Raw genomic sequence first — 13,351 nt, forward strand, 5'->3', positions numbered from 1 at the left:
CGAATGCCGAAGCAAGATGGAGCGAACCGACACTTTGCAAAGACGGATCGTAATTTGCGGGGTTAAAGTTTCCGAATTGATCGAATCCTGCATTGGTAATATCGATCAGATTATCGGCATGGGTATATTGAAATTCCGTTTCGATGTTTTTGCTGTGATAGGGGACGATATTTACAGCATACATGCGGATGTTTCCGGTATCGCTTGAGCTGGAATCGGCATACGGCGTAGGACTAAAATGGGGTTGAACATTGCTCATCCCTTGTCCGGCCGCAAATTTTATGGAAGAGCCCTCTAATCCTGTAAGTTTGGAGAGTTTGAATTTGATATTTCCGCCATCAAATTCGGCATTCGATATATGCCCTAACGGCGATGTTGATTCATCATCTTCCCGATAACTGATGAGTTTTCCGTTGGTAGAAGGTCGACGTCCTATGCCAAACGACCACGGTACGGGAGCGCCGAAAAATTGATCATCATCGTAGTTGAAATAGGCAGAACGGACATGAAGCGAATCGTCATAACGGGTTTCAGAACTGACCCAGTCAAAGCTGTCCATTCCGCCATTTGACATATTGCGTTGTCCAAAAATTTTGTTATAGGCTAATTGCCCTCCGAAATGGAGATGATCCGTAGGAGAATAAGCCATATTAAGCCATAAACGATTGCTCAGCAATGCATCGTTTTTTACCGTTTTGCCATCAGCGGTTTTATACTGAAGATTATCAACGGATGTACGAAAATCAACACCCCATTTGAGATTGTCACTTGTATTATGATTCGCTTTGTTGGCGTTAAGCTCAGCTTTCAGGGAAGTTATTTCTTCTTCCATAACTTTTAGCCGTTGTTCTGTTTGGTCGGCTTGTACGTTTACACTAACCAACAACGTTGAAACTAACGTGCTCAGAATTTTATTTTTCATGTTTTTTCCTTGTTGAATTTAAACATGAAATAATAATTTATATTAGATAGACAAATGTGAATAAGGTTATAAACGAATGTAAACGGAGGTTTTCCCGCAAAAGCGGGAAGATATTAAAGGTTTAGAATTTATATCGGATATAGGCGCGGATGTCTTGGGCGGAATCGACGACTTGACTGCTAACAGTTGGCCCGTATGATCTGGCATCATCCATACTCATTGGTGTTCCGGTTGTACGTCCAAAGAAACCGTTGCTGCCGCTATAGTTATAGTTGATATAGGTATAACGGAGTTGGAAAGTCAGGATATCATCAACTAGAGGTTCTGTGAAATAGACTTCATACGCATCTCCGCGAGCAGCGATTTTAGAACCGATCAGAGTATCTTCACCATAGGTGATCGGACGCCAGTATTGGCTGCCGTGATTAAATTCAACTCCCCATCGTCCCTCATCGCTGATAAGGGATGGAAATTGTGTTCCGATCCAGTAGCTGTATCCGGTTTTGCTCTCCTGTGAACCGAGCATTCCTTGTCCGTTGGCATAAGGATCGGTTTTAGACATAGCACCGCTTACAAAGATGAGTGAATCATCCAAAAACTCGCTCCATCCGTCTCCGATACCGTTGACCATTGCAAACGCGGTTGCTGTATGGAGACCTCCGACGGTTTCCATCGCACCACCCGGGGTGGATTGATCGATCAAATTATTAGCATAGGTATATTGAAAACCGGTGCTGTATTGTTTGTCATCGTAAGGGACGACGATAATTCCGCCCATATCGATAGTGTTTGTTGTGTCTTTGCTTGCTGCATAAGGAGCGGGGTTAAATCGCGGCTCTGCATTGCTCATCCCTCTACCGGCACAGAGTTTAAAATACGATCCGGTCAGTCCGGTAAGCTCTTCGGTTCCGAATTTTGCACTTGCACCGTCAAATTCGACATTGATTGTATGTGCCAGCGGAGAGGACGCTCTGACATCATCACGGAAATTGATGAGGTGACCCTCAGTTGACGGGCGACGCCCGATACTGAATGTCCAAGGAATATCAAGTCCTGCGAGCTCATCGGCTGTGTAGAAAAAGTAAGCGGAACGGACACGAAGGGTATCATCATACGCACTCTCTCCGCTTACCCAGTCAAAACCGTCGGAATTATGTGGGTTATCAGGACTCAACGAACGCTGTCCGAAGATTTTATTGTAGGCGAGCTGGCCGACAAAACTGAGATTCTTTGTTGCAGCGTAACTCATATTGAGCCATAAACGGTTGCTGAGGACGGCATTGTTTTTTTCAGTGCTTCCATCGGCCATTTTATAGTTCAGATTATCGATACTGGAGCGGAAATCTACTCCGAATTTTAGGTTGTTGCCGTTTGTTTTTTTGTTGATTTCACTGATTTCATCTTGGAGATCTTCAACGGTTTTGGCAAGATCTTTCGGCTCATCGGCAGAAGCAGTTTCTATTTTTGTACCGCTTTTTTCAACTGCCGGAGTATTGGCTGCTGATTGTGCCTTTTCTGTTTTCAGGGCATTGAGCTCGGCTTTGAGTGCCGCCATATCTTTTTCCATTTTTTCAAACCGTTGCATTAGTGTGTCGTCTGCGAATGCGCTTGTAGTAAGCAGCGCGGCAGCGACAACAGAACCTAGGATTCGTTGTGTCATTATTTCTCCTTATTTAAATGCCCATGCATTGCTGGTACTGATATTAACAAAAATTATATAAAAGTAATTTGAATAGGGAATTTTTGTGTGATAAAAACGTGACGAAGATGTCAATATTAAACACAGCTAAAATTAAGTGCCATTTCAGTATAATCCGCCCGATTTTCTCTCTTCTAAACGTTTTGACGTGAGAAAAAAATCGCAAGCGTTTGTCGCAGTTCTCGTGCACCCGATGTCTCATCGGCTCTGTTTGCGCTCGCCCAAGTAAACGAAGAACACAATATTTCTCTATCAGGAGTCCCTTATGGTCACAATGAAAGACCTTCTCGAATGTGGTGTACACTTCGGTCACCAAACACGTCGTTGGAATCCGAAAATGAAAAAATACATTTTCGGTGTTCGTAAAAATATCTATATCATCGATCTTCAAAAAACATTGCGTTATTTCCGCAATGCGTATCAACAAGTTGTTGATGCTGCGGCTGAAGGTAAAACAGTTCTTTTTGTAGGAACTAAAAAACAAGCTCGTGTTGCGATCCGTGATGCAGCTGAAAAATGCGGTATGCCATACGTTGACAACCGTTGGTTGGGTGGAATGTTGACTAACTTCCCTACAATCCAAAAATCAATCCGCAAACTTGATATCATCGAAGAGATGCAAGCAAACGGACAAATCAATCTTTTGACTAAAAAAGAAGCGTTGATGATGGATCGCCAAAAAGACAAATTGATTGCATACCTTGGCGGTATCCGTCACATGAAAACTTTGCCGGATTTGATGTTCGTTATCGATGCGGTAAAAGAACACATCGCGGTTCAAGAAGCACGTAACCTTGGAATCCAAGTTGTTGCTCCACTTGATACTAACTGTGATCCGGACGTTATCGACATTCCAATCCCTGGAAATGACGATGCGATCCGTTCTATCCAATTGTTCTGTAAAGAAATGGCAGAAGCGATCAACGAAGGTAAAGCACTTCGCAACGGCGGAAACGACGAAGCGGTAGCGGAAGAAGAAGTTGCATCTGAAGAAGTTGCAGTTGAAGCGGCTAGCGAAGAAGCAGCAGTAGTAGCAGAGGAAGCATAATCATGGCAGAAATTACAGCAGCGATGGTAAAAGACCTCCGCACGGCGACTGATGCGCCGATGATGGATTGTAAAAAAGCCCTCACTGAGTGTGATGGCGACATGGAAAAAGCAAAAGAATTTTTGCGTGACCGTGGTATGGCGCAAACTGCTAAAAAAGCGGATCGTGTAGCGGCTGAGGGACTTTTGGGTCTTAAAGTGTCTGAAACATTTGCGTCAGCTTCACTTGTAGAAGTTAACTCTGAAACCGATTTCGTTGCAAAAAATGACGGTTTCATCACACTTGTAGGTAACACTGCAGCACACGTATTTAGTACAGGTGTCAGCACGGTTGAAGAGTTGAATGAAACATCATACGAAACAGGTACATTCTCAGAGTATTTTACATCTCAAGTAGCACGTATCGGTGAAAAAATTGTAACTCGCCGTTTTGTAACTCTCAATGCGGGTGAAAACGGATGCGTTAACGGTTACGTTCACTCTAACGGCCGTGTAGGTGTTCTTGTAGCAGCAACTTGTAGCGATACAAAAGTTGCCGAAGCAATGGCTCCGATGCTCAAAAACATTGCAATGCACGCTGCGGCAATGAAACCGACAACCCTTACATCGAAAGATTTCGACCCTGAATTCGTAGAAGCGGAAACAATCGGTCGTATCGAAGCGATCAAAACTGAGAACGAAGAATTAGCGCGTTTGAAAAAACCGTTGAAAAACGTTCCACAATATATCTCAGCATCACAATTGACTCCTGAAGTTATGGCAGCAGCTGAAGAAGCGATCAAAGCTAAATTGTTGGCAGATGGTAAACCGGAAAAAATCTGGCCAAATATCATCCCTGGTCAATTGGCTCGTTTCGTAGCGGACAACACAACTTTGGATAAAGAGCTTGCACTTTTGGATCAAAACTACGTTATGGATGATTCTATGACAGTTGCTGAAGCGATCACAAAAGAGGCCGCTAAACATGGCGGTACTGCTGAAATCGTCGAATTCGTCAAATACGAAGTCGGTGAAGGTTTAGAGAAAAAAGTCGATAACTTCGCAGAAGAAGTCGCAGCTCAAATGGCGTAAGCCAGAGCGAATTTCAATATTCATTCCCGCTTTGGCGGGAACCCTCTTTTCTTCCTTTTTATTAATCTAATTTCCTTTATAATTCTCCCATGACACTTTTAAAAGCAACCTCATTATCGCATTCCTTTGATTATCCGCTCTTTGATGATATTTCCCTAAATTTGGAGGCAGGAGAATCGATCGCCATCGTCGGCGTCAGCGGCAGCGGCAAATCAACACTGATGCATATCCTCTCCTCGCTTCTTCATCCAAAACAAGGGAAAGTAGAGCTTTTCGGAAATGACATTTATACAATGGATGATAAAACACTTGTCAAACTGCGCCGAAATGATTTAGGGATGATCTACCAAAGCCATTACCTTTTCAAAGGGTTTAGTGCCTATGAAAATCTCGAAGTCGCCACACTTCTCTCCGGTGAAACAATTGATCCCTCATTGTTAAAACGTCTGGGAATCGATCAGGTGATCAACCAAAAAGTGACGGAACTCTCAGGAGGTCAGCAGCAGCGGGTATCGATCGCACGTGTAATGTCGAAAAACCCCCGTTTGATTTTTGCGGATGAGCCGACCGGTAATCTCGATCACGCTACTGCAGTGGAAGTGATGGAGATTTTTGAGGATTATCTGAAAGATCATAAAGCCGGAATGGTTCTGGTAACACATGATGAGGCTTTGGCCGCACGTTGTACGCACATTTTCCGTATGCAAAACGGTAATTTGAAAGAGATCTGATCGGATGGAATGGGCGCAAATATTTAGCGAAGGTAGAACCATCGCTTTTATTTTATTATTTGTCCGTTTTAGTTCTTTATTTATGGCTGTACCGATATTTTCGCATGCCAATATTCCTATATCGATCAAAGCGGCGATGGCTTTTTTCTTTACCATCGTTTTTTTTGGTGCTGTTCCCCCGCTTAACATTCCTACCGATGCGCTTAGTTTAACAGTCGCTATTTTAGGGGAAATGTTATTTGGACTTGCCATCGGTACGGTATTGCAGTTGGCGTATAACGTCATTACGTTTGCAGGGGGGCAGATATCGTTTATGATGGGGTTCTCTCTGGCATCTGCTATCGATCCGCAATCGGGGGTATCAATGCCGATTATTAATCAGTTTTTATCTTTGATGGCTTTGATGATTCTACTGATTTTTGACTTGCATCACTGGATTCTTTTATACGCTTCTGCCTCAATCAGCACTGTCCCTTTGGGGGGGTTTATGGTAACTCCCTCGTTGTTTAAATACATCATTCATGCAGCGGCAAATATGTTTGTAGTAGGGTTTATGATTGCATTTCCGATTACAGCACTTTCAATGCTGGCGGATGTTATTTTCGGGATGCTGATGAAAACAATGCCGCAATTTAATCTTCTCGTCATTGGGATGCCGATCAAAATCGCGATTTCATTTCTTGTACTGATGGCAACATTGGGAGCTACGCTTATGATTGTTACTTCGCAAACTCAGGATGCGTACAATTTTCTTGAAAAGCTATTCTAAATAGGGTTTTGCACTGTTGATGAGCGGTTGGAGAGATCGGCGGATCCATTCGATTTTTTTTGGCTCATCACTACATCGAATACTAGAGCGGGTAGACGAAAAATTCTCTTTTTCAATCGGACCTGAAAACGTACAGACAAGGGTATTGTCGATGATAAAGGCACTGCTATGAAAAGGGTGAGATGTACGGTAGAGATCAATATTCTCATACTGAACCATGGAGAGCGGATCTTTGTGGAGATCATATAGGACTAAAGTGACTTTTTTCCCATGTTTTGCCGCCTCTAAAATCCCTTTTTTCAATTCAGCGTGATTAAATGAGGGTGATATGACAAGAATGCGTTCCGAAGTATTTTTTAGAGCCTGAGTCAGTTGATGGACACAATAGCTGTGTTGGTCGGGGAAAAGATATACACTCTCCTTGCTATAAAGGAGAGTGAAGGTGAAAAGAAGCCAAAGAAGTTTTATCATTTAATTTTTTTTTAGTTACAATGATACCATGAAGCTTTTGACAGAACAAGAGCGGGTTAAAAGGGGTCTGAACGATCATGAAAATTTTGCTTTTTAACGATAATCCGGTTGTCCGAAAGCTGGTGGCTCTCAGTGCACAAAAAACGAAAGACGATTTGAGTGTTATTTGGTCGGTGGATGAAGTCGAAGAGAGCGGATATGATTTAGTCATTATTGATGACGCGCTCTACAGCGATGAGATGTTTGAATCGTTAAAAGAACATATTACCTTCAGAAGTGCTTTGCTCATGGCAACACGCGGGAAAGCGGTTCCGGCTGGATTTGACAACGTCATCAACAAACCGTTTCTCCCGACTGATTTGGTCGATATGTTCATCCAAATCGAGAAGAAATTTTCAGAGACCTCTGGAAATAAGCCGGAAATCGTTTTTGCCGAAACTCCGATCAAAGAAGAATCCCAGGTACATGCTATTAATCTAGAAGAGAGCCTTCCTGATTTGGCAGACGAAGAAGAAAATTCATTTGATTCTTTTGATTTAAATGAATTGGATGATTTGGGAGAAGAGTTAGAATTCAATGACGGAATTGAACTGGATACATTAAATGAGGACACCTTGGGGACGGCTATTTTGGACAAAGAAGAGGTTCAAGAAGTTCAGGGATTGTTGGACGATACCGAAAGCGATGATTGGGATTTGGATGATGAGATAACCCTAAGCGGGATAGATGAATCAAATGAGATTAACCTGACAGAAGACAAGCTCAGCATTACGGATGAAATAGGTGCACTAGAACCGGCTAACACGCTAGAAGAACTCGATGAAATGAGTTTTGAAGAAGAAGATGATCTAGGCAGTTTGGATGAATTAGGTACAGTAGCATCTGCCGATGGAGAGATGGAAGAACTTGATGAGATGAATCTTACAGAAGACGATCTCGACATGAGTGAAGGATTCGGTGAAATTGAGTCCCTCGCGGATAATGAAGATTTTGATTTTGAAGATGAACTGATTTCTACTCCCGAAACAACAGCTTCGGATGAAGAAGATGCCGGTTCGGAGATGAGTGAAGATGATCTTATGTTGTTGGACGATGAAGGGTTGGATGATTTAGAGGCACAGATTCAAAGTGCTGTGAACAACATGGAAAGTGATACCTTGGATGAGGAAATAGACGCAGAAGACTTTGATATGCCGCTTGATGAGAGTATCCTTGAAGAGCTAAAACTTCCGGATGTGGACGAAGATGATCAACTGGGCGGATTGGATGAATTGGATATGCTCGACGAACGTGAGCTCAAACTCGCTATCGGTGAAGAGGTAGAGGATTTACCTGAACCGGATGAGGTTGAAGATGAGGAGTTGTTTATACCTGAAGAGACAACGTGTGAAGAAGAAACCCCTGTTGAGTCTTTAGTAGCGGTATCCGATAACGTGAGTGAAAGCAATGAAGTGTCCCATGCCGAAGGGGTGGAAGCACTACAGGCACTCTTGAAAGCTCTTTCCAATGAAGAAGTGGCAAAATCGCTTAAAGGGCTTAATATCAGTATCAATATCAATTTTGGGAATGAAAAGTGAATCGACAAAGCGGAGCCATATTAGTATTATCCGGTCCAAGCGGAGCAGGGAAAAGTTCGTTGGTAGCGAAAATTATTGATCAGATCGGCCCCACTTATTTTTCAATATCAACAACGACTCGCCCGATGCGAGAAGGGGAAGTTGATGGAATTCACTATCACTTTGTCAGTGTAGAGGAATTTAAGCGAGAGATTGAAGAAGAGATGTTCCTGGAATATGCCGTCGTGCACGGGAATTACTACGGGACCTCGTTAGGTGCGGTAAAAAATGCGCTCAAAGAGGGGAAATTGGTAATTTTTGATATCGATGTCCAAGGACACGATGCAGTTCAAAACCGCCTCAGCGATATTACGACATCGGTATTTATTACGACCCCAACACTTGAAGAGTTAAAACGACGTTTGCACAGCCGTTCAACGGATAGTGAAGAGGTGATACACAAGCGGATCGAGATGGCGAAACGGGAAGTTCAGCGTATCAGCGAATACGATTTTTTAGTAGTTAATGATAATTTGGATGAAGCAGCGGATGTTCTGATTTCGATTGCCAAAGCAGCACGGATGAAAATCCCGACTTTGCAGATTAATGAATTTGTCCAAACATGGGAAGCCAACGCATAGAAATGCACTCAAATCTCATAAGGACGGTTACAGCAAAGCGGCGTTATAATGTTTGCTTAATCTTCCAGTAAAGGAACTACCTCAATGGCAATGCCAAGTGGATCTGAATTATTATTAATTTTCGGGATAGTCGTATTGCTTTTCGGTGCGAAAAAAATTCCTGATCTCGCAAAAGGTTTGGGTCAAGGGATCCGCAGTTTTAAAAAAGAGATGAAAGACGATGAAGCACCGCCGCCGACACAGGCAAAAACTACTGAAACGGTTGATGCACCTAAGCAAGTAGAGTCTTCTTCTACAGCAACTATCGTAGAAACCCCTAACGATCACGTTAAACAAGCGTAACCATTGAAACAGCGAGTCAATGCGCTGTTGCGCGATAAATTTAATTGTGATGTTATCCTCGAAAAGCCGAAAGATCGCTCTTTCGGTCACTTTGCAACCCCCATTGCTTTTTCATTAGCCAAAGAACTTCGGAAGTCTCCGATGGCAATTGCCGAAGAGATTGCAACATCGTTCAATGAAAGTGAAATGTTTTCTGCCGTGGAATCGGTAAAAGGATATATCAATTTCCGTCTTTCCGAATCGTTTTTGGATGAGTATGCCTCATGGGCATTGAGCCACGGTGACCAGTTCGGCAGCAGTGATAAAAAAGGCTCCATTCTTCTCGAATTCGTCAGTGCCAATCCGACAGGACCACTTCATATCGGTCATGCCCGCGGCGCGGTGTACGGCGATACGATGTTACGTCTCGGACGTCATTTGGGTTACGATATTACGGCAGAGTATTACGTTAACGATGCGGGTAATCAAATTGATTTGCTCGGAGTCTCTTTGCAACTCGAAGGGCGCAGTTCACTTTTGGGTGAGAGCGTTGAATGGCCTGAAAAATACTACCGCGGCGAGTATCTCAGTGATTTGGCTAAAGAGGTAGTAACACTTTTCGGCGAAGAAGCACTGCGTGATGAGAGCCGTCAAAAAGAGTTGGCACTGTGGGCAAAAGACAAAATTTTGGCCCTTATCGTTGAGGATTTGGCTGCGATAAACGTCCATTTCGATACGTTCGTCGGTGAAGCGTCTCTTTATAACGAGTGGGATCGTGTTATGGCAAAAATGGGAGAGGGCGTTTACCAAAACGAAGGAAAAACGTTTATTCGTTCGTCTGACCTCGGTGATGACCATGACCGCGTTGTTGTTCGTGAAGACGGACGTCCAACCTATCTCGCCGGTGATATCATCTACCATAATCAAAAGTTCGAACGCGGGTATGACGACTACATCAATATCTGGGGAGCGGATCATCACGGATATATCGCCCGTGTCAAAGCGGCGATTAGCTTTTTGGGTTACGATTCTTCCAAGTTGGAAGTTCTCCTTTCACAGATGGTCAGTTTGCTTAAAGACGGCGAACCGTTTAAAATGTCCAAACGTGCCGGAACCGTCATTTTGATGAGCGATGTTGTCGAAGAGATCGGTGCTGAAGCATTGCGTTTTATGTTCGCTTCTAAAAAATGCGATACTGCCCTTGAGTTCGATATCGAAGAACTCAAGCGCCAGGACAGCTCGAACCCGATCTACTACATCCAGTATGCGCATGCACGTATTCAAACACTGATCTCTAAAAGTGAAAAGAGTATGGATGAGATTATGAGTTCTCATTTACACGGTTTGAGTGCGGATGCGGACGGATTGTTGTTTGAGGCTCTGCTATTACCTGAGATTATCGAAGATGCATTTGAATCACGTCAAGCGCAAAAAGTACCGGATTATCTAAAAGTTTTAGCCGGAAGACTGCATAAGTTTTACTATGACACCCGTATTATCGGTACGGAAGACGAAGCAAAATTGCTTAAGCTTCTTTTGGTCGTCGCACTCTCTATTAAAACCGGACTCTCTCTACTGGGAATCCAAGCTAAAGACCGGATGTAATTCCGATCTATTTTATTTTGAACGCCAAAGGAATGCATCCCTTTGGCTACGCTGGCCGCTATGGCACTAAAGCTTGCCCTTTCAGGGCAGAACTCCTTTCTTTTCTTATCCTAACAATCTTCCTATCGTTTGACGCAATGTATCGTTTTGATGGACTATTGCTATTTGTGCGATAGTGAGTTTGGCGTTACTCTCTTGAAAATCACTGATTGCTTTTGCGATATCTGTATCAGCCATCTGACTTTTAGCTGCCGAGGTTGCGCTTATTTGTCCAAAAAGATTATTAGATGCACTGATCAGGCCGTTTGTAGTCGAACCGATATCAGATCTAGCTTGCGCTAAAGAATCGCTGTATTTTTGGATACCGTCTTGATTATCGATCGAGAGAGATGACGGTGAAAGGTTCGGAATAGAAGCCGAAATGGTTGAATTGCCTAATGAAAAAGATGGGTTACTGCCAAACAACGCCTTTCCGTTAAAACTGGTACTGTCGATGCTTTGCTGCATAGACGAAACGGTGCGGCTAAATTCGCTTTGAAGCGCTTGTTTTTGAGAGTCGTTAAGAGCAGCATTGTTGTAGCGTACACTGAGATCATTGAGTGTTTGTGTTTGATCACTGAGACTGCTGAGCGTACCGTCGGTTATTTGCATCATCGCAATTCCGCTCGTTGCGTTTGCAAGTCCTTCTGACATACCGGACATGTCACTTTGCAGCATGGATGCAAGCAAGCGTGAAGCACTGTCTTCCATGCTCAATTGTTGGGCAGCGGCCACTTTTTCAAGCGTTTTATCACGCTTGCTTACTTCAGAATTGATCTGCGGTAACGGATTGAATTGGGGTTCTAATTTCATAGTTTCCTCCTTTTTCATCTCTAATTTTATTAGAATATCACTGAATAGATTAAAACAGAATAACATCTTATGAGTAGATAGTGTACGAGGTGTAATGCAGCAATGCTATAATTGCGAAATGTGAAATGCTACAGGAGTAGGGAATGGTTAAAGTTGCGGCGATACAGATGCAAATGAGCGGGGATAAAGCTTCTAATATTCTCAAAGCGGAAACAATGGTACGTGAAGCGGCAGCAAAAGGAGCCAATATTATATTGATCCCTGAACTGTTCGAGGGGTACTATTTTTGCAAAGATATGGATACTAAATATTTTGAGTGGGCTCAACCGCTTCAAAATAATCCACTCGTCGGACACTTTAGCGCTTTGGCCAAAGAACTCGGTGTCGTACTGCCGCTCAGCTATTTCGAGCGTGACGGTGAACGCTATTTTAACTCTCTTGTCATGATTGATACGGATGGTACCGTGATGGAAAACTACCGTAAAACCCATATCCCTGACGGTCCGGGATACGAAGAGAAATTTTATTTTGAGCCAGGGGATACGGGCTTCAAAGTGTGGAAAACCCGTTACGGAAATGTTGGAGTCGGCATTTGCTGGGATCAATGGTTCCCTGAAACGGCACGTTGTCTTACCCTGATGGGCGCGGATATGATTTTTTACCCTACGGCTATTGGTTCTGAACCGGAGATCGGTGTTGACTCGGCGTCGCACTGGCAGCGGGTACAGATGGGACACTCCGCGGCAAATATCATCCCAGTTATCGCTGCAAATCGTATCGGTGAAGAAGTTGGGGAGAGCTGTACCCTCACATTTTACGGCAGCTCGTTCATCACCGATCATACGGGTGCAAAGGTTGCCGAAGCTTCACGAGACCGCGAAGAGATACTTTACAGTGAATTTGACCCCGCTTCGATTCGTGAGCATCGTCACTATTGGGGATTAATCCGAGATCGTCGGCCGGAGTGTTACAAAGAGATTGTACAACCCTAAGGTGGAACTCCTTTTGCTTTAGTGAAGTAATGATTCACTAACGGGGGTTTCCATGAAAGTTGTGTTACGCAATAACGCTATCTTCGTCCAAGGGAGTTCTAAAACCCTCGAAGAGCCGTGGATGGAGGAATTCTTCGACCATCACATCCATAACACGCTGTTTTTGGATAACGGCGTATTGGTATTGAATAACGAAAATTCTGCGGATCAAAAAGAGGAATTTTTAGAGAGTCTCAGCAAGCAATATACCAAGGTAAATGAGCTTTCCGGCTCTTTTTACAGCCGATCCCTCAAGCGATGTAAAACGGCGGCTGTCCGTATCGAAGTTCCGTATCGCAAAAGTGAAAAAGTAGACGTTGAACTCTATGCCTATGGACCGGACCGGGTAAAAATTTCTCTTTTGACTCCTAACCTCTGGGTAATGCGTTATCTCAAGCAGCAGCTCTCTACACTGTTAGTTAACTCCACTTCGACGGATCTTTATATCGATGTTTCATCTTCACTTGCCAAAGCACGTCTCGAAAAAACCCTTAACCGTCGCGAGGTACTCCATTTTGTCATCAACTATCGTTACGACGATGCGTTTATGAGCAGACTGTACGGCAATTACCGCGGATGGGGATATGGAAACGATGCGATTGACAAGATGATCCGTTATCATGCGATTTTTGAAA

14 protein-coding genes are annotated in these 13,351 nt (G+C 43.5%); 10 read left to right on the forward strand and 4 right to left on the reverse strand.

The annotated features are described in order from the left end of the window. Window positions 1-922, reverse strand: a 922-nt coding sequence (locus tag PHP90_RS11605; RefSeq protein WP_299930003.1) for a DUF3373 family protein, incomplete at its 3' end; no start/stop codon positions are given. A 121-nt stretch (window positions 923-1,043) separates the two neighbouring features. Continuing rightward, window positions 1,044-2,582, reverse strand: coding sequence for a DUF3373 family protein (locus PHP90_RS11610; protein ID WP_299930006.1), 1,539 nt, complete (start codon window positions 2,580-2,582; stop codon window positions 1,044-1,046). A gap of 304 nt (window positions 2,583-2,886) precedes the next feature. On the opposite strand from PHP90_RS11610, the gene rpsB reads away from it, so the two are divergent. The 4 genes from rpsB to fliR all read left to right on the forward strand — a co-directional run bounded on the left by rpsB (window position 2,887) and on the right by fliR (window position 6,239). Beyond that, a complete protein-coding gene (gene rpsB / locus PHP90_RS11615; protein WP_299930009.1) occupies window positions 2,887-3,669 on the forward strand; it encodes a 30S ribosomal protein S2 in 783 nt (260 codons plus the stop codon). 2 nt (window positions 3,670-3,671) lie between these two features. Then, window positions 3,672-4,739 carry a translation elongation factor Ts gene (gene tsf / locus PHP90_RS11620; protein WP_299930011.1) on the forward strand — a complete coding sequence of 356 codons (1,068 nt, stop codon included), beginning with the start codon at window positions 3,672-3,674 and terminating at the stop codon, window positions 4,737-4,739. An 89-nt stretch (window positions 4,740-4,828) separates the two neighbouring features. Then, on the forward strand, window positions 4,829-5,470 hold the full coding sequence (locus PHP90_RS11625; protein ID WP_299930013.1) for an ABC transporter ATP-binding protein: 642 nt from the start codon (window positions 4,829-4,831) through the stop codon (window positions 5,468-5,470). A 4-nt stretch (window positions 5,471-5,474) separates the two neighbouring features. Next, entirely contained in the window at window positions 5,475-6,239 is a 765-nt protein-coding gene (fliR, locus tag PHP90_RS11630; RefSeq protein WP_299930015.1) for a flagellar biosynthetic protein FliR, read from the forward strand. Here the strand turns inward: fliR and PHP90_RS11635 are convergent. Beyond that, the gene (locus PHP90_RS11635; RefSeq protein WP_299930017.1) at window positions 6,231-6,710 is read right to left on the reverse strand and encodes a hypothetical protein; all 480 of its coding nucleotides are present in this window, start codon (window positions 6,708-6,710) and stop codon (window positions 6,231-6,233) included. The two genes, fliR and PHP90_RS11635, sit on opposite strands and share 9 nt — an antisense overlap. Before the next feature lie 77 nt (window positions 6,711-6,787). On the opposite strand from PHP90_RS11635, the gene PHP90_RS11640 reads away from it, so the two are divergent. The 4 genes from PHP90_RS11640 to argS all read left to right on the forward strand — a co-directional run bounded on the left by PHP90_RS11640 (window position 6,788) and on the right by argS (window position 10,833). Further along, complete coding sequence (locus PHP90_RS11640) at window positions 6,788-8,287, forward strand: hypothetical protein (protein WP_299930019.1); 1,500 nt, start codon at window positions 6,788-6,790, stop codon at window positions 8,285-8,287. Continuing rightward, a complete protein-coding gene (gene gmk, locus PHP90_RS11645; RefSeq protein WP_299930021.1) occupies window positions 8,284-8,907 on the forward strand; it encodes a guanylate kinase in 624 nt (207 codons plus the stop codon). Before PHP90_RS11640 ends, gmk begins: the two co-directional genes overlap by 4 nt. A gap of 84 nt (window positions 8,908-8,991) precedes the next feature. Continuing rightward, on the forward strand, window positions 8,992-9,249 hold the full coding sequence (locus tag PHP90_RS11650; RefSeq protein ID WP_299930022.1) for a twin-arginine translocase TatA/TatE family subunit: 258 nt from the start codon (window positions 8,992-8,994) through the stop codon (window positions 9,247-9,249). A 3-nt stretch (window positions 9,250-9,252) separates the two neighbouring features. Then, window positions 9,253-10,833, forward strand: a complete 1,581-nt coding sequence (gene argS, locus PHP90_RS11655) for an arginine--tRNA ligase (protein WP_299930024.1) — start codon at window positions 9,253-9,255, stop codon at window positions 10,831-10,833. Between the two features lie 105 nt (window positions 10,834-10,938). Here argS and PHP90_RS11660 read toward each other — a convergent pair whose 3' ends face one another. Further along, a complete protein-coding gene (locus PHP90_RS11660; RefSeq protein ID WP_299930026.1) occupies window positions 10,939-11,685 on the reverse strand; it encodes a flagellin in 747 nt (248 codons plus the stop codon). Between the two features lie 143 nt (window positions 11,686-11,828). Here PHP90_RS11660 and aguB point away from each other — a divergent pair, with 143 nt between their 5' ends. Then, window positions 11,829-12,677 carry an N-carbamoylputrescine amidase gene (aguB, locus tag PHP90_RS11665; protein ID WP_299930028.1) on the forward strand — a complete coding sequence of 283 codons (849 nt, stop codon included), beginning with the start codon at window positions 11,829-11,831 and terminating at the stop codon, window positions 12,675-12,677. 52 nt (window positions 12,678-12,729) lie between these two features. After that, the coding region (locus PHP90_RS11670) for a J domain-containing protein (RefSeq protein ID WP_299930030.1) at window positions 12,730-13,351 on the forward strand (622 nt) is incomplete at its 3' end.

The sequence above is a fragment of the Sulfuricurvum sp. genome, from assembly GCF_028712165.1.
In the GTDB taxonomy this organism is placed as follows: domain Bacteria; phylum Campylobacterota; class Campylobacteria; order Campylobacterales; family Sulfurimonadaceae; genus Sulfuricurvum.

Excerpts from the sequence above, each read along its gene's own strand:
- PHP90_RS11610 (WP_299930006.1), bottom strand. The coding sequence starts at position 2,582 with ATGACACAACGAATCCTAGGTTCTGTTGTCGCTGCCGCGCTGCTTACT.
- rpsB (WP_299930009.1), top strand. The coding sequence starts at position 2,887 with ATGGTCACAATGAAAGACCTTCTCGAATGTGGTGTACACTTCGGTCAC.
- tsf (WP_299930011.1), top strand. The coding sequence starts at position 3,672 with ATGGCAGAAATTACAGCAGCGATGGTAAAAGACCTCCGCACGGCGACT.
- PHP90_RS11625 (WP_299930013.1), top strand. The coding sequence starts at position 4,829 with ATGACACTTTTAAAAGCAACCTCATTATCGCATTCCTTTGATTATCCG.
- fliR (WP_299930015.1), top strand. The coding sequence starts at position 5,475 with ATGGAATGGGCGCAAATATTTAGCGAAGGTAGAACCATCGCTTTTATT.
- PHP90_RS11635 (WP_299930017.1), bottom strand. The coding sequence starts at position 6,710 with ATGATAAAACTTCTTTGGCTTCTTTTCACCTTCACTCTCCTTTATAGC.
- PHP90_RS11640 (WP_299930019.1), top strand. The coding sequence starts at position 6,788 with ATGAAAATTTTGCTTTTTAACGATAATCCGGTTGTCCGAAAGCTGGTG.
- PHP90_RS11650 (WP_299930022.1), top strand. The coding sequence starts at position 8,992 with ATGGCAATGCCAAGTGGATCTGAATTATTATTAATTTTCGGGATAGTC.
- PHP90_RS11660 (WP_299930026.1), bottom strand. The coding sequence starts at position 11,685 with ATGAAATTAGAACCCCAATTCAATCCGTTACCGCAGATCAATTCTGAA.
- aguB (WP_299930028.1), top strand. The coding sequence starts at position 11,829 with ATGGTTAAAGTTGCGGCGATACAGATGCAAATGAGCGGGGATAAAGCT.